This window comes from Cedecea sp. Ae19-4, from assembly GCF_059801165.1.
The window spans coordinates 636,672-652,333 of record NZ_JBCHWG010000003.1 but is presented as its reverse complement, the minus strand read 5'-3'; the positions used below and the strand labels follow the sequence as shown (position 1 = coordinate 652,333).

General features: G+C 49.7%; 17 protein-coding genes. 6 read left to right on the top strand and 11 right to left on the bottom strand.

Annotation, left to right across the window (positions count from 1 at the left end):
• From mobH to AAIE02_RS21035, 7 genes are all read right to left on the bottom strand, one after another.
• Positions 1 to 984 (bottom strand): MobH family relaxase (gene mobH, locus AAIE02_RS21065; RefSeq protein WP_498533202.1); only part of this gene is annotated, 984 nt, incomplete at its 3' end.
• Between the two features lie 347 nt (positions 985 to 1,331).
• Complete coding sequence (locus AAIE02_RS21060; protein WP_032734441.1) at positions 1,332 to 2,135, bottom strand: hypothetical protein; 804 nt, start codon at positions 2,133 to 2,135, stop codon at positions 1,332 to 1,334.
• Positions 2,135 to 2,554 (bottom strand): hypothetical protein, encoded by a 420-nt coding sequence (locus AAIE02_RS21055; RefSeq protein WP_032734440.1) that lies wholly within the window; start codon positions 2,552 to 2,554, stop codon positions 2,135 to 2,137. The genes AAIE02_RS21060 and AAIE02_RS21055 overlap by 1 nt, the downstream gene beginning before the upstream one ends.
• Positions 2,554 to 3,630 (bottom strand): hypothetical protein, encoded by a 1,077-nt coding sequence (locus tag AAIE02_RS21050; RefSeq protein ID WP_032734439.1) that lies wholly within the window; start codon positions 3,628 to 3,630, stop codon positions 2,554 to 2,556. Before AAIE02_RS21050 ends, AAIE02_RS21055 begins: the two co-directional genes overlap by 1 nt.
• Positions 3,631 to 4,099: 469 nt before the next feature.
• The gene (locus AAIE02_RS21045) at positions 4,100 to 4,471 is read right to left on the bottom strand and encodes a hypothetical protein (RefSeq protein ID WP_159403020.1); all 372 of its coding nucleotides are present in this window, start codon (positions 4,469 to 4,471) and stop codon (positions 4,100 to 4,102) included.
• 64 nt (positions 4,472 to 4,535) lie between these two features.
• On the bottom strand, positions 4,536 to 5,441 hold the full coding sequence (locus AAIE02_RS21040; protein WP_498533201.1) for an ArdC family protein: 906 nt from the start codon (positions 5,439 to 5,441) through the stop codon (positions 4,536 to 4,538).
• Positions 5,442 to 5,505: 64 nt separating this feature from the next.
• Entirely contained in the window at positions 5,506 to 5,796 is a 291-nt protein-coding gene (locus AAIE02_RS21035; RefSeq protein ID WP_159403022.1) for a hypothetical protein, read from the bottom strand.
• Between the two features lie 333 nt (positions 5,797 to 6,129).
• Here AAIE02_RS21035 and glgS point away from each other — a divergent pair, with 333 nt between their 5' ends.
• Complete coding sequence (gene glgS / locus AAIE02_RS21030) at positions 6,130 to 6,330, top strand: cell surface composition regulator GlgS (RefSeq protein ID WP_498533200.1); 201 nt, start codon at positions 6,130 to 6,132, stop codon at positions 6,328 to 6,330.
• A 38-nt stretch (positions 6,331 to 6,368) separates the two neighbouring features.
• Here the strand turns inward: glgS and AAIE02_RS21025 are convergent, their stop codons facing one another.
• A complete protein-coding gene (locus tag AAIE02_RS21025; protein ID WP_498533199.1) occupies positions 6,369 to 7,241 on the bottom strand; it encodes a phosphorothioated DNA-binding restriction endonuclease in 873 nt (290 codons plus the stop codon).
• 172 nt (positions 7,242 to 7,413) lie between these two features.
• Between AAIE02_RS21025 and AAIE02_RS21020 the strand changes: the two genes are divergently transcribed.
• Complete coding sequence (locus AAIE02_RS21020; RefSeq protein WP_159403117.1) at positions 7,414 to 8,403, top strand: restriction endonuclease; 990 nt, start codon at positions 7,414 to 7,416, stop codon at positions 8,401 to 8,403.
• A 42-nt stretch (positions 8,404 to 8,445) separates the two neighbouring features.
• Positions 8,446 to 9,369: a hypothetical protein gene (locus AAIE02_RS21015; protein ID WP_159403024.1), complete on the top strand. Its 924-nt coding sequence runs from the start codon at positions 8,446 to 8,448 to the stop codon at positions 9,367 to 9,369.
• 29 nt (positions 9,370 to 9,398) lie between these two features.
• On the opposite strand, the gene AAIE02_RS21010 is transcribed toward AAIE02_RS21015, so the two are convergent.
• Genes AAIE02_RS21010 through AAIE02_RS21000 form a run of 3 tightly spaced genes read right to left on the bottom strand, consistent with a single transcriptional unit; the run spans position 9,399 to position 13,188 of the window.
• On the bottom strand, positions 9,399 to 10,886 hold the full coding sequence (locus AAIE02_RS21010) for a conjugal transfer protein TraG N-terminal domain-containing protein (RefSeq protein ID WP_498533198.1): 1,488 nt from the start codon (positions 10,884 to 10,886) through the stop codon (positions 9,399 to 9,401).
• The gene (locus tag AAIE02_RS21005; RefSeq protein WP_498533197.1) at positions 10,883 to 12,244 is read right to left on the bottom strand and encodes an integrating conjugative element protein; all 1,362 of its coding nucleotides are present in this window, start codon (positions 12,242 to 12,244) and stop codon (positions 10,883 to 10,885) included. Before AAIE02_RS21005 ends, AAIE02_RS21010 begins: the two co-directional genes overlap by 4 nt.
• An 11-nt stretch (positions 12,245 to 12,255) precedes the next feature.
• On the bottom strand, positions 12,256 to 13,188 hold the full coding sequence (locus AAIE02_RS21000) for a TIGR03756 family integrating conjugative element protein (RefSeq protein WP_498533207.1): 933 nt from the start codon (positions 13,186 to 13,188) through the stop codon (positions 12,256 to 12,258).
• 213 nt (positions 13,189 to 13,401) lie between these two features.
• Here AAIE02_RS21000 and AAIE02_RS20995 point away from each other — a divergent pair, with 213 nt between their 5' ends.
• From AAIE02_RS20995 to AAIE02_RS20985, 3 genes are all read left to right on the top strand, one after another.
• Positions 13,402 to 13,992, top strand: coding sequence for a tyrosine-type DNA invertase (locus AAIE02_RS20995; RefSeq protein WP_047050444.1), 591 nt, complete (start codon positions 13,402 to 13,404; stop codon positions 13,990 to 13,992).
• Between the two features lie 366 nt (positions 13,993 to 14,358).
• Complete coding sequence (locus tag AAIE02_RS20990) at positions 14,359 to 14,871, top strand: fimbrial protein (protein ID WP_032734432.1); 513 nt, start codon at positions 14,359 to 14,361, stop codon at positions 14,869 to 14,871.
• Between the two features lie 107 nt (positions 14,872 to 14,978).
• Positions 14,979 to 15,659, top strand: coding sequence for a fimbrial biogenesis chaperone (locus AAIE02_RS20985; protein ID WP_498533196.1), 681 nt, complete (start codon positions 14,979 to 14,981; stop codon positions 15,657 to 15,659).
• Positions 15,660 to 15,662: the final 3 nt, after the last annotated feature.

Sequence of the window (15,662 nt, the reverse complement as noted above, 5' to 3'; positions counted from 1 at the left end):
AAGCTGGTGCGCCAGCAGTTCGTCAAACAGGCGGTTATTATTTTCCGGCACGCTAGATACGCCATGCTGGAGCAGCCAGGCGCGTACCCGGTCGGCGGTGGTTTTGCTGATCAGCCACAGCGCATTCTCCGTCAGCCAGCCATCAGATCCGCATTCGGGATTATTGAGCCGGTACTCGTTCTGTACCAGCGACCGCAAGGCGGAAAGAAGCTGCTGGGGGAAGGACGAGGGCTTTTGTGCCAGCGCGGTTTTGATATTGCCGCCGAGGTATCGGGCGACAGAGGCTTTATCGGCCTGCTGCACCAGTTCAGCCAGCGCGCCAGCCCGTTCGTAGTGTCCGGTGAGCTGATAAATCAGGGACGCAAAAGCCGTCGGGTATCCGGCCAGCCAGTCCAGTAATGGCGAGGATATCAACTGATTAATCAGCATTGCGCCAGCGGCAGGATGTAGATGATAGTCGCGACCGTGGCTCTGGTACTGCCAGCGATAAGGCTTTGCCAGATTACCCTGCCACGGATGCCAGCGGGTGCCATCACGTTGATGAATCTCCATATCCACGGCGATTTTTCCCGTATCGTGCAGCAATGCCGCGCAGACTACCGCGACCGTCCATGCGCTGGCCTGCCGGGCCTGTTCTTCCGCCCCCGCTTCTGGTGGCAACAGGTAACCCTGGCGCAGTCGGATGGCGTTGCAGGCAACCTCCAGCGAATGATCCAGTAGCCCACCGGGAATGGAATGGTGATGACTTTGTGAGGCGGGTAGCAGCTGTACCAACGCGGCGAGGCGATGAATCGCCGTGAGGATCCAGCTATCATATAGGGTATCCGGCAGCGGGGTCAGTTGCCGTAACTGCTGCAAACAGGACTGGCGTAACGGTGTTGCCAGCAATCGCTCTGCGGATTGTGGCGCAAACCAACCCTCCGGCAGCGTAGCGTCTGGTGCAGGTGGCTGGCTCTGGGATGGTCTTTGTAGCCACTTCAGCATATTTCTCCTTTTCGGGCAGGCCCCTTTGCCCTTGTCGCCCTTCCTTTGCAGTGTCTCCCTTTGGGCCTTTTGTTAGTAGTATATTTTTGCTGTCAACAGGGAATAATTAAGCATTGCTTGTATATCAACCGGGATATATGTCCAGATTTAATTCTATTCAGCGTTATTTATTAAGTCATATGAGGAGGCGAGGATTTAGATTGTCTTACTAAGATGATTAATTCAATAGTAATAATAGAAAATAAATTAACTCAAGGGTTGTTGATATTTTATAAATAATTTTGTCTTTTATGAAGTTAGTAATTATATTAACTCTAATTTCAAGAGTTTCTTGTGGTTAGCTATATCTATTTATTGTTTTTATCAAAATCAAAATAATCATTCAGATTCTTGTATAATTCTTTTTCATCTATTGGTAAACCATTTTCTTTATCATGATATAGGTGTTCTAGATATAGTTTCGCTTGGTTTTTCCTTAATGTGACACCATTTCGCCCACTACTATCTACTGGGCGGAAATGCAGATTGGCACCTAGGTTGTAAATATCTAGACACTCACCTGCTGTTGTTTTAGCACCAGCTAAGAAACTATATCCAACACAAAATGGATCCGGTTTTATAATTGATTCACCATACATTAATTCACAATCATTAAGTATGTCATGCATCTTTGCATAATCTTTCCATTTCTTGTTCTGAATATAATCTTTCCAGCTTTCGAAGTTATTTTTTATGTTTTCTTTTTTGAAGTATAATAAAAGACACGCGGACCGCTGATCAGTTAAATAACGAGAGGTCAATTGTAGGAGTCCTTCGAATATTTTCTGGTTATTGTATCCAATTTTGGCTTCAATCAGCCATTTGAATCTATCTTTTTCTACAAAAATATCAACATGTCCTCTATTAGATGGTTCACTTTTGGTTTGAAAACCAGCTTTCTCAATAAGGAGTGAAATAGTCGTACTGATTTGCTCCTCCGACTGGTCATAATACTTATCCGCATTACTCTCTATAGATTTGACTGCATTTCTTAAAGTTATAAAAACACTGCGACTGAACTCATCAAATTTTTGAGGGTCAATTAAATCTAGGAAATCATCCAGAACTCCTGAGCTTAGCATTGAGTCAAATACTTCATCCTTTATTATCATTAATCTATTTCCCAATCTCCATCGTCACCTATAATACTTATACTTGTTGTAAAATAGAATGAAAGTCTTTCTTTGAGAACAGGGCATACAAAATGCCCATCTTTTTTTAAACATTCATTGCGATGGTATAAATAATGTTTAAATTCGACTTTAGTTAGCTCTAATTCTTCATTATCCTCTAGAATATACGAATATCGCGGTTCTAATATTTTTAAAGTCTCCCCGCAAAAATATACGGCAATATTTAAACATTTGTTATTGTCAGTTTTTGTTATACTTTTGATTTTAGATAGAGGGAAATATTTTATGGAAGGGTTGTTTTCTATAAAATAGATTAGGCGAAGCATCTCCTCCTTGAGTTCTAACTGCAGAACAGGATCATCACTTATTTTCAACTTCGCCTGCTCTAAGTGCCCCATCACTCAGTACCTTTCTCCACTATAGAAGCTAACGAAATGGAATGTGACAGCCCCTTCGGATTATCGATTATAAACCGCTTGCATACAGTATAATTAAAGTTAGCCATTGACTCCAGGCTAATCTGTGTTTTGATTTTAAGTTTGACCTTTGGATCAATTTCTTCCCAACGGACAGTAACTGCAACACACTCAACATCTTCTTTTTCAGAGCCTGCTAAATGATATTCTTGTTCACGTAAACATACATCAACTTCTTTACGACATGTACGAGGAATAGAAATACCATTATCTTTGCTATAAAAAACACAATCAACAACTCGGCCTATTGAACTATTATTATAGATAGTGCTTATAGATTTATTTAGATTTATTGAGTTTGAATCTTTAAGGCTAATGCCATTCTTAGATAATATTTCAACGAAAGTATCTTGTAAGCGAGCCATTTCATTATCTATATCGCGCTTACCAATTTCTGTCGATATTTTAAATTCAATTCTGTTATGCTCTTTAGGAATGAATACAGTATCAATAAATTGTTTTTTTATATCTTCTCTGTAAGAAACTTTTCTTAAGACACCCTGAACCTTTTCAAGCTTTTCAACGCGCTCACTGACTCTACGAGGGGTAGAAAAGAAGAAAATTATACCACTCTTCTTATATTCGATGTGTGTCAAAACAGGGAGTGAGGATACAGTTAAATCTTCTGGACTCACAAAAAGTGGGAAGCACTCGGAGTAAGGTTTACCATCGTATTTAATTTTATTAGCGTTAGCCACTAAGACTGAATGTTCATTTGCTGTAAGTGGAAAAATTTCACAGTAATGTTTACCTAAGAACATTAATGCTTTAGTAATACTGACTAAGTTACTATATGTAGCACGTTCTGAGGCCTTGCGTTTTCCTGAAAATTGTTCAAGGATATTTGAACGAGTCTCTTTCCAGCCTATGCCTGTATCAAAATCAAACCGTTTAAGATAGTAACGCGAATAGTTTGTATCTGAAATGGTTCCAATAACTTCCAGTAATTGCTCAATTGGTAAAGATGAACTGGATACACACGACTCAACCTGAGACATAATCGACTCCACTTTTTCTTTTAATTAAATTATTGAAAGATATGGCAGTCAATAAAAAGATTGTAAATTCTATATTATATTTGTGGATTATAATGGTGTGTATTTATACAGTGGTTGGCTTTTTTTGTTGTTAAATATAATAAATTAAGTAATTTTTTGTCGACATAAAAGATGCAATTCTCCGTCTATAAATATTTCCTTACCTTTCATGCTAAAGGAGTTGAAAGTGTGATATGAATCACAAAAATAATCTTGAAAGAGATGTTGCACATAGCTAATGTCGTTGAATGGGGTATTATTAAGTTTTATCTTCCTCTCTTCTATCCATGATATCAAATAGATTGTAGTTAATTCTTGAGTGTATCTTAGGAAGTCATATTTAGTTCGTTCGTGTGAGTCAATCTATGGCTAATCGGTCTTTTTTATTGTACAAAAAAGTGGCCGATCGAAACCGGCCACTCCGTTCCACTTACCACCAGGCATAAAACATCAGCCTGTCTCGCTCAAAATCAAACGTCTCCAGCGTCTCTTTCACCCAGATGGTGACGGCGCGGACATCTTTCCAGTAGTGCTCTCCATAATCGGTATAACCATAGAAAAAGCCATCAATCGTCGGATAAAGCGCGCCGCAGTTATCCGGCGTCAGGCTCTGCAGGTCACTCAGAAGCGCCTGCAAATGTGCTTTGGTGACTTCTAACAGCACCTGGTTGCGCACCAGCCCAACGTGTTTATCCACCCATTTGAGTAACGGGTTCACCTTGCGGAAATAACCCACTCTGGCGTACTGGCTTTCATCGGGCGCGTTTTTCGCCCGTTCGAAAAAGAAAAGATCGAGTCCCATATATCACTCCAGAAAAAAGGGGAGCAGCTCCCCGGCGGGGAAGACTCCCCGTGCGGGTGGGCTGTCAGGCGCTAAGCTGACAGGGTTGTGGTACAGCGTTGAGCAGCCATTCACTGGCGTGGCGCGCCATACCGCTGGCGCGGATCACTGCCCGCTTGTCCTGGCGCAGGATATCCAGCCAGTAGCCGATATAGCTGGCGTGCTGGAGCCTGCCCTGAATGCCGCAATGGGCACACAGGAAGGCGCTACCCATCTCCGCCACTAATTCTTCAGCGGCGTAGAGCGCTTCGGTGCGTTCCGCTCCGGCAATACCGGGGCGGTTGAGGCGTGAAGTGTGTCCGGTAGCGTGCGTCAGTTCATGCAGCAGCGTGGCGTAGTACGCCTCGCTGCTTTCAAACTGTTGCGGGTGCGGCATCATCACCAGGTCGGTCGCGGGTTTGTAATACGCTTTCGACTGGCGGCGATGGCGCAGCGTCACGCCGCTATTTTTCGCAATGGTTTCGGCCATCTCCACAGGCTCTGCGGGCCGGATAAACGGCTCGGACAGCGACTGCGGCAGGCCGTCACACTGCGACAGGTTAAACAGCCGAAATTCACGAATAATCCCGAAATGCCGCACCTTCGGCTCGCCGTCTTTATCCAGCAACGGCTGGCCGAGTGCATCGGTCTCTTCCTGTGTGCGCGGCAGATACAACACCGCCAGAGAGGATTTCTCCCCCCAGCGCACTTGCCCGCTGAGCGCGCTGACCTGATGGAACGTCAGCCAGCGGTCGCTGGCGAAGCTCTGCTTGTCGGCGCTGTTCCACAGCAGCGGCACGTTAATGCCGTGATACGGTCGACCGGATAACGCATTGATCGGGAACGGCGGCTCGCCATCGCGCCACGGGCGGATCCACGGCACATTGCCGTTTTCCAGCTCAGCAATAATCTGGTCGGTGACTTTCTGGTAGATATCGTTGCTTCTGTCCATTGTGCGATCCTCATGGAAGAAGCCGGAGCTACCTCCGTCCGGAAGCGACTCCGGCGGGGAGAGGTTATGCCTGTTCAGCCATAGAGACCTGCACATAGTGGCCGTGATAGTTGAGCGACAGCGGTAATGCGACAGGGACTTTCATATCGCCCTGCGGCGGCTGGCAGTAGATCATAAAGGTGACTTTCTTGCGGGACGTCCCGGCGGTGCGCAGGGTCAGCAGTACAGCGAGCAACAGATTGCCCAGCCGTTCTTCCACCTGCTGCGGGTCGGCGGGAAATTCCACAGCGGATTGCCAGACATCAGGGGCGATAACCACCGGCATTAACGACGGTTTTTTATCGAAAAGCGACATGGTGTTTCTCCTGTAAATGAGCAGGGAACACCCTTCGCAGGGCATTTCCCTGCGGGATGGAATGGCACGGATATCCTGCGCATCTGCGCCGTTCGCGCCTTCCGGATACATGGCGAACTTACTGCATGGCTGGCGGTAGTGTTTTCTGCGCGGATGATAAAAGGGAGGGGAAAATCATTACCGAGGCTGAAGAGTTTTATCGTTCCTGAAATGTGAACACAGGCAGATTGATACGCACGCATCGCTCAAAAAATGATCTTTTTCAGGCGGATACTGAAATCAGAAAAGCATATGACCTTGAACAGTAAACACAATGACTGGAGGGATATGCTAATGAACCAACAAGATATAAACGCATTAAAGAATTTTGATTTTCTGGCACGCAGTTTTGCCCGTATGCACGCCCTGGGCCAGCCAGTGGATATTGATGCCGTGACCGGCAATATGAGTGATGAACAGCAAGCATGGTTCCGGGAGCGATACGACCACTACCGAAAGCAGGCTGAGCGGACGCGAGTGATAGAACTGCGGTGATATAACGAACAACGGGCCTAACGGCCCGTTGCGTATTTTCAGGCTTTGAAAATCTGTTTTCGGTGCCAGCCAACATACTGTTCAGCAGGCCACTGCGTTTTGTCATAAGGAAGGAATAACTGCTGGCCGTCTCGGTGCCAGAACAGATGGTCTACCACCGGACTACGACTGACGCCGCCGGAGATGCGGATGGTCATACTCTCATCCAGCCCGAATGCTCCCATATCAAACGCGTCATGGTGTAATGTACAGAGCGCCAGGCCATTATTTACCACGCACGGACCACCGTACGCTTTCCAGTGAATATGCGCCGCTTCAATACCAACCAGCGCGCCATCGAGTCTGAGATCGTAACCGCAGAACGCGCACCGTGAGTGGTAAGCGCGAAGAACGATATCCCTGAAACGCGGATTGCGGTTCCTGGATCGATCGATAAAATCGAATCCCAGTTGGTTGGCCAGGATCCGCTGAATACTTTCCGGGAAGCGATCGGTGAGGATCTTCTGAGCCAACTGGTCGATCATCTCAGGGTGTGCCAGCAATTGTTGATAAGCAGCCTCATCGAAGCCGCCCGCCACATGGTTATCAATCAGTTCTTTCTTTGTCGGCTGAGTATTGCCCTTGCGCGGTTTGCAACCTTCTGCGTGAGCGATCTCCCAGAAGCCGTCGGTTCGCAGTCGCCAGAAAGGCATATTGGGATAGTCGGTGCGTCGCTTGGGACCAAACTCTTTCAGCAGGCGAGTAAGCGGTTCATGGATTTCCAGACCGTAGTTAAACAGGCGTGGATGGCCTGCTTTGTACTGCGACAGTACATACAACAGCAGTAGCGGTTTATGCGGCGCGCATACGTCACCCTGACGCCAGACAGAGGCGTTAGAGATGGCGGATTGCAGCGTTTCTGGAGAGATCATAAGAATGAACCGGGTAACAGGCTGATGTTATTGCGATCATGCTCGCAAAGCTTGATTGATTCAAGACGAATAACATAACGTTGATTTGCTTCCGGTAAAGCTAATTGTGTTGTGCTAAAGTGCCGATTAACAAGTTCATTCAGAAGGGAAAATCATGGCTGGCAAGATGTGGATGATTCGTGGCGATGGTGGAAAACTATATGATGATTTTCGTGATAAACAAGTCGCGGCGATAGGGTGGTCACCTTTTGCTCCACATGTAAAACCGGGATTATCCAGAGAACAGTTGTTCGATTTATACCAAGAGCTTGAACCTCAAATTAAACCGGGAACTGCACGTTCTGGTACTTCTCAGATTTGGCGATTTGTGAACGAAATGCAGAAAGGTGACTGGGCCATTACGTATTCCCCCTCTAATCGAACCTACCTGTTAGGGAAGATCGTTTCAGATTTTGAATATCATGCAGAGTGGCTTGAAGATGGTATGGGCATTGCTCGCCAGGTGAAATGGAATACGGAAGAAATTGATCGTGATAACTTGAGTGATGCCACCAGAAATACATTGGGTTCAACACTGACGGTTTTCCGTGTGCCGGATTTCGCTGTGAATGAATTATTGCAGGGGAAAAAACCTGCACCTGACGTTACGCCAGAAGTTCTTGGTTCAGTTAACGAGGAAGACGCCGTATCTAACCCCTTACGCGATATGGAAATGATCGCCTTTGAAGGCATCAAAGATCGTATCAATCGACTTGATTGGGACGAGATGCAAAATCTGGTGGCAGGTGTTTTGCGCAGTATGGGATATAAAACTCAGGTATCACCTGTTGGCGCGGATAGGGGCAAAGATATTATTGCTTCTCCGGATGGTTTCGGTTTTGAAAACCCACGTATTATTGTTGAAGTGAAGCATCGCCGTGAACAGATGGGTAGCCAGCAGATCCGCAGCTTTATCGGTGGCCGCCATAAAGACGATCGCGGGTTGTACGTCAGTACTGGGGGATTCAGCAAGGATGCTCGCTATGAAGCCGATCGTTCAACGATCCCGCTGACGTTGTGGACACTCGACGATTTGGTGCGTGCGTTGGTTGAAAACTACGAGCAGGTTGATATTGAAACCAAGTTGTTAGTTCCATTGAAAAGAACCTACTTACCTGCCTGACGTCGTAAAGTTTAAAATTATCCTCCGCAAATTGAGATTGACATGGAATTGATGTTTACCTATCGAAAAAATGATAATCACACCCATCAGGTACGTTTATTATCTCCGCTTGGGGTTTATCCCATTAAAACATTTATTATGGATGATTCCGCTCTATTTATTAGCGAGGATATTTGTTTTTCGGTTACACCTTTAGTGACTTTCGTTGACTCTGAATTTGAAGATGAAGGGTATTATACCGAGATGGAATGGGCCTCTATAAATGAAATAAAGTTATACTCGTCGATAATGCTAAGCCTTGATAGAATGTATGGTTATTCAGTTATTTATCCTTTTTCAACCTGCCATTATGTGAAAATGAGTGGTGATGTATCTAACTATCTATCTGAAATAAAAAAAGAATTAATCAAAGCAATAATTATGCCTGCAGGAGTTAATGGATGGCATCCATTTATAGGACAAATCAATAGAGGTCTGTCTCTTCCTCCAGTGACAAGTGATGGGGAAAAATATGATTTAAGAGATCAAGGATTCGATGTCAATATACAGGAAAAAGTGTTTGAGAAAATTGATGTGAATAATTTTATTCTAATTAGAGGCCTATCTACCTTACTGAGAAGTAGAATGTTATTAGTTCATGGGTATTTTATGGAGGAAGCCATTTATTCTCTATTCATATCACTTGATGCTTCATTTAATATGATATTAGATAAGCTAAAAGAAGTTGGAATATCTAACCCAACCTCGAAAGATGCAGCTATGTTTATCTCTAAGACATTTAATGCTCCAGAAACAGAAAAATATTTTGGTGAGTATTACGAAGGTAGAATAAAAACATTTCATCCAAAATCTAGATTTGGTGCATATCCTCATGCCCCACTGACAATAGATGACTATTTTTTTCTTTCTGAGGATCTTAGTACTGTTTATTTGTATCTTACATGTGGATATGTATCACAAAAATGATTTAGTTTTTACTAAAACTTATTGAATTATTATTTGAGTATAATTTTTCCAATTTGCCCACCACTATTCTTAACATCTCCACTTCCCGCAGAGATGACCCCCGCCACAGCCCCGCCAACCCTAGCCCCCGCCCACGTCAGCGCTCCAAGCCAGAACGCAGGTAGCACCACAGACATCGTCCCCATCACCACATTGACGATCAAATCATCAGAAGCGTTCTGCAACCCATACAGATTAAAGTGCGAAGCACCCTCTGCGTTGTAGATAATTTCCATCAGCCAGCTATCCAGCCAACGTGCAAGTTCCCACCAGAAGGTAAGAAAGAACAGGGCGAACTGCACGAAGCTCAGCATAACCACAGTTTTTAATTCCCACGCAGAGAACAGCAGGATCACAGGAATACAAATCACAAGGGCCATTCCAAGGAATGTCTGCACCATCGGCAACGCTTGACGCACGCTGTCGAAAGCAGGGAACAAAGCGAGGCTGGAAACCGACATTCCGGCGACACTCCCCATCCGACTTAACGCTTGCGATGCATTCAAGTTATCTCCCGCATTCCCACCAAACCCGTTGTACACCAGCCCTCCCTGTGACACCTGCATATTGCGCGGGCTCACCAGCGAGCGCAATACCGCTTCTTCGTACTCGTCTTTCGACTGCCCCAGTTTTTGCAGCCGTTGCCAGAGCGTGGTATCGACCTGCTTCAGCAGCCGATTTTTCAGCCCCGTATCGCCATCGGACCACCACTCTTTACACGCGGGATAGCCACCTCTACCCGTATCGTTCAGGCCATCATCGCGGCTGGCGTCATAAGGCCAGGCGGCGCAGGGCGAACGGGAATGATCGTGGTCGTAATAACCCGGTGTAGTGAGGTAAAAAGACGATCCCACCCAGTCCACCTCCCGGCTCTGTTCCTCGCTAATATCGCTGCCCAGCCGCTTGAGGCGTGCGCGCGACGGCCCATAGCAGTCGTTAACGAAATCCTGTAGCTCCTGCGCCAGCGCCGGATCGGCGATCCTGGTGTGTTGCACCTCAAAGCGCAGCTGGCGCAGGTCCGGTTTGCAGGGCAGCACCGCGACGGCGGCACTGGTGATGCCTTTGCCCAGCGCGTGGGTGAAGTACCACCACACCGGAACGGAAGCGCTCTGGCCGCTAAGTTCGTTGATCAGCGGTGCATAGCCGGAATCGCCGGGCTGTACCACCGACCAGCCGCACTGTTTTGTACGCTGGCTGTCGTAGGTGAGGGTATTGATATCAACATTGAGGAACGGCACACCCGCGAAGAAGATCACCAGCAGGGCGCTGTAGAGCGAGTGCTCCACCCAGACGACCAGCAGGCGGGCGACGTTGCCTTCATCAGCCCCCTGGCCGCGCGCCTTCAGCCACAGGGCAATCAGCTTCGCCAGCAGGGGCAGGGCGAACAGCCCGGTGGCGGTCAGCGTCTGCCACACGCCGTTGTTCACCAGCCAGCCGAGCAGGGTGAGCACATACTCGAAATAGCTGTTGGCGGTCATCGCGGACTGTCCGGCTGCGGGTTATGGAGGTTGTGCAGACGGCGGTCGCTGTCGTCCGGCACTTCCACTGCCTGCCCCTGAAGCTGGTCTCGCTGCTGCTTGCGTTGCAGGATCTGGCTGGCGGTATTGCGTGTCAGCGCCTGGCGGAAATCGAGTTCCAGCTTAAGCTGGCTCAGCTCTTCATCCAGTTGGGCGGTGGTTTTGCCCAGGCTCTCCTGCGCCTCTTTGACGTTGGCGATATTCGGTTCGCGCATACCTGCAAGCAGCGTGCGCCGGGCCAGCAGCGCCTGTTCGGTGACGCGGGCCAGCGCCAGTTCTCCCGCCAGCCGTTCGGTGAGTACGGCAACATCCGGATCGTCGCGCAGTGCCTCGACCACGCCGCGGGTCAGTTGCATGGATCCGCCGGAGGCTTTCGCCAGATTGTCGAAGCCGGGTTTCTGACTGCCATTAACCAGATCTGTCAGGAGGGGCAGGATCCTCGCCTTTTCTTCGTCGATCAGCGGATGCAGACCGATCCCTGCCTGTGCGCCGGAACGTGCGTCCGGATCGTCGGTGGCCTGCGCCACGCTGATGGTCTGCTCACCCACCACGCGGGTCATCCATCCGGCGGCCTCTTCGGGGGATGTCCAGGCGCTACAAAGTTCCCCGTCGCATTCGGAGGCGGTAAGAGACGTGGTGCTGGTGGCGGGCTGCTGGTTGAGAATATTCCAGCCTGCGGCGGTGGCGTCATGGACTACCTTAATCGGCGGCTGGCCTTTGCCGCCGCGCTTTTCACCGCCGACCCAGCGTTTACCCTTTTCGGCGGCCTCTTTTGCCGCTTTCTGGTCGGTGCGGATGGCGTCATTATCGCTGGCGGCGAGGGACTGGTAATTCTCAGCTTTGGCTCCGGAAAACCAGGCAGAATCTGCCGCCAAATCGGTCATCTTTTCCGCCATTTTCTGGCAGTTCAGCAGCGATTTATCAAAATCCAGCCGTCCCTGTAATACGCCGTTGGTCAGCAAATCATAAAGCTGCGGATTGGCGCGCTGGATAATCATCGCGGGCAGGCTGGCAACTGCGCCGGTGGCGCTCTGGATAACGTTGCCCATCAGCTGCTGGAAACCATCGGTGATGCCGTTTAGCTGGTTGCGTACCGTGGTGTCGATGTCGAAATTGCCGCACATCATATCGGCGTTCCAACCAATGCCCACGCTGAGCGGCGAGGGGCTGCGGCGTACCGGAGGCGGCATGACCGCCTCGCCGCCGCCAATCTGGTAATAAAGCAGGTCATCAACTGCGCCTCGCGTGCGGAAACTGTAGTCGTCTGCCGCCACGCAAACCCCGGCGAAAAACAGTAAGACCAGGCAAAGGACTCTCATCACCGCCTCCGTTAACCCGTACTGCCGAGGAAGGTTTGCCCCCGGCGCGGACAGCATTTATAGGGCCGCCACAGCGTCCAGGCGTACGCGCCGTTCTCTGCCAGCTTGTCAGCGTAAGAGTCGGTGGCGCGGCCATCCGGGAAAACCGAACAGGAGGCGGATTTTTTCGGCGTGAGCATCTGCCAGCGATGGTTATCGCTGTCGCCTTCGATAACTGGGGAGGGCGGCCAGTACCCGGCGCGAGAGGAAGCCGTCAGCGGCGTGTAGATATGCGGTTGCCCGGTACGCGTCACCAGATCGGCCACGCGCTGGGCGATAACTGCGGCGGTTTTATAGTCGTGGGTCTGGCTGATGGCTCCGGCGCGCGGGTAGATATTGCCCCACATATCACCGTTCTGACCGACTTCCCGCATGCCCGGTGTCAGCGCCTCCGGGTATGTCATTTCCGGCACACCGCTGCGCCACGCCAGCGTATCGAGTTGACTCAGAAAGTACGGTTGAAAAGGCTGCGATGAAGGTGAGCAGATATAGCCAAACTGGGTGAAAAATTTTGCCAGTTCATCACCCGCCGGGAAGCCGATAGCATCGGCATTCTTAAAGCGAATCTTGCTGTGCTGACTGGCAGAACGAGGATTAGTATCGCCGCCGCCTTCGGCAACACCGGGCAACGGTGGGCTGAGTAACGACATCTCTACCCACGGACTTTGCCCGGTGTTGCTGTAAGCCGACACCACCAGATCCGGGCGGAAATGACTGACCTTCACCGACGTGCGCACCGTACAGCCGAACGGCGTGCAATAGAGCCAGTAGCACAGGCCGACTACCCGGTAGTTCACGCAGTCCGGCGACAGGGCGGAGGCTGCAATTTCCGGCGTGGTAATGGCTCTGAGCGGGAAAGCGGCGCACAGCATCAGGGGCAACAGAAGAGGAAAGCGGTCTGGCATAACGCCTCCGGCAACAGAGTTTTCTTCTGCCGGGTGTAGCGCAATGCTCATACGATCACTGCTGAAAACTGGAACCAGCCCGTGAAAATTGTTGAGTCTGTCATCAACCTTTGCCGGGCTTTCTGGTGTTATTCTGTGGTTCTGGCCGGGCTACGAAAGTGGTTCCGGCCTGTTTTTTTCTTCATTTTTTATTGTGTTTAAGGAGCAAGGTTTATGCCAGTAAAACGAAAACATCTGACCCGCCATGAAGTGGGGCAGATACTGCTTGCAGCGGACAGAGGGATCCATTTTGAGCGCGATTACTGCCTGATTCAGATGTGTTTTTTACACGGTCTGCGGGTCAGTGAACTGTGCGGAATGCGCCTGTCGGATATCGATTTGGTCGGTGGTTCGGTGTATGTCAGGCGGCTCAAAAATAGCCTGTCAACACAGCATCCGCTGTTCGATGCCGAATTGCCCGCATTGATGCGTTGGTTAACGGTGCGCCGTCGCTGGCGGGATGCTGACTCTGACTGGCTTTTCCTGTCGCAGAAAGGGGGGCCGCTGTCGCGCCATCAGGTCCGGTTATTGCTCAGACGTTACGGCGAGCTGGGCGGCGTCAGTATTTCAGCGCATCCCCATATGCTGAGGCACGGATGCGGTTACGCGCTGGCGGATTTAGGGCGTGATACACGTCTGATACAGGATTACCTGGGGCACCGGAACATCCGGCATACGGTGATTTATACGGCGACAAATACGCAGAGATTTATGAATGTCTGGGGGAATATGAGAGAAAACCACACAATTAGTGCCAGAATGTAAAGTAGTATCAGAAAAATTTAGCAAAGTGTCAAAATTTTTCTGAGACCCCTTTTGATAACGGATTATCTCTCTGTTTTTAAATAAAAATAAAACGTAGCAGATATATGATGTTCCTCTGGCCCTTGCTGGCAACGTGCTTTAGAGGTTCACGTTGCCAGTTTTCATTCGCTCACCGCTTTACTGTTTTATGCCATTCCCACCGTTCTTTTCAGCCAGTGCTGACATTTTATTTTTCACTGTCATCTTCCACCAGATTTTCTTCTGAACTCACCACTCTGGCACTAACGGGAAAGTCTCCCGTAGGTTTTTTCACCGCCAGAGTGAAGCAGGGCTGGGCCCTGAACGATTGTTCACAAGGAGAACTGTATGAAACAAATGATGTTAAGCGCGTGTTTTTTGCTGGTGGCGGGTAACGCTTTAGCCGCTGACGGAACCATTCATTTTACCGGAAGCATTACCGATCAAACCTGTACCGTCGATACCGGCTCACAAAATCTACCGGTTGATTTAGGCAACGTCGCGCAGACCGCTCTTAACGGTGCTGCAGGAATGAAGGCGGCACCTACGCGTTTCACGCTCAGCCTGAGTGATTGCCCTGACACCGTAACGGGGGCAAATGTGAAATTTGACGGTACCTCTGATGGCGTAAACCAGAATCTGCTGGCGCTGGATAGCGGCACCGGGATCGCTACCGGTGTGGGTATCGAAATTGCCGACAGAAATGGCACCGCGATCCCGCTGCATACGGCATCGACGGATTACCCGCTGGCAGAAGGCACCAATTCGCTGGACTTTATCGCTCGCTATGTCTCTACCGGCACCGCGGTCACAACCGGCACGGCGAACGGTACCTCGCAGTTCACCATTAACTACAAATAACGCTGTGCCGTCGCGGGGTACATTCCTCCTCCCATCCTACCCGGTGTACCGCCGCATAACAGGGAACGTTTCGCAGGGATGCGTATTTTTCGCCCGGAGATAACAAGATGAACAGGTATGCAGACGTTGCGCTGGCGCTATTGCTGGCCACCCTTACCGTGCAGGCACAGGCCGGAATAGTGATTGGCGGCACACGCGTCATTTATGACGGAGATAAAAAAGAGACCTCCGCATCCATTCGTAATCCCGAGAAATCCAGTGTTTATCTGGTACAAAGCTGGGTGGACAGCGGTGAGCAAAATGCGAAAGCGCCGTTTATCGTTACCCCGCCGCTGTTTCGTATTAACCCGGGTGAAGAGAATATCCTGCGCATTGTGCGTACCGGGGGAAACCTGCCGCAGGACCGGGAGTCGGTCTTCTGGCTGAATGTAAAATCCATCCCCGCGACTGATGACAGTAAACCCCGCACCAATGTGCTGCAGGTGGTGGTGAAGTCGCGCCTGAAGCTGTTCTACCGTCCCGCCGGGCTGGACGGTCGGCCTGAGACCGCTTATCACCAGCTCTCCGTCGCCCGCAGCGGCAACCGTCTTACCATCAGTAACCCTACCTCTTATTACGTCACGCTATTTACCCTGAAGGTGGACGGGCAGGAGATTAAAGACGCGGACATGGTGCCGCCGAAAGGCAGCGCGAGTTTCACGCTACCTTCGGCATCTGTCTCCAGCGTGAGTTGGCAGGCCATCAGTGACTACGGCGGCGTCAGCCAGACTGAAAGCCGCAGGCTGTGAGGG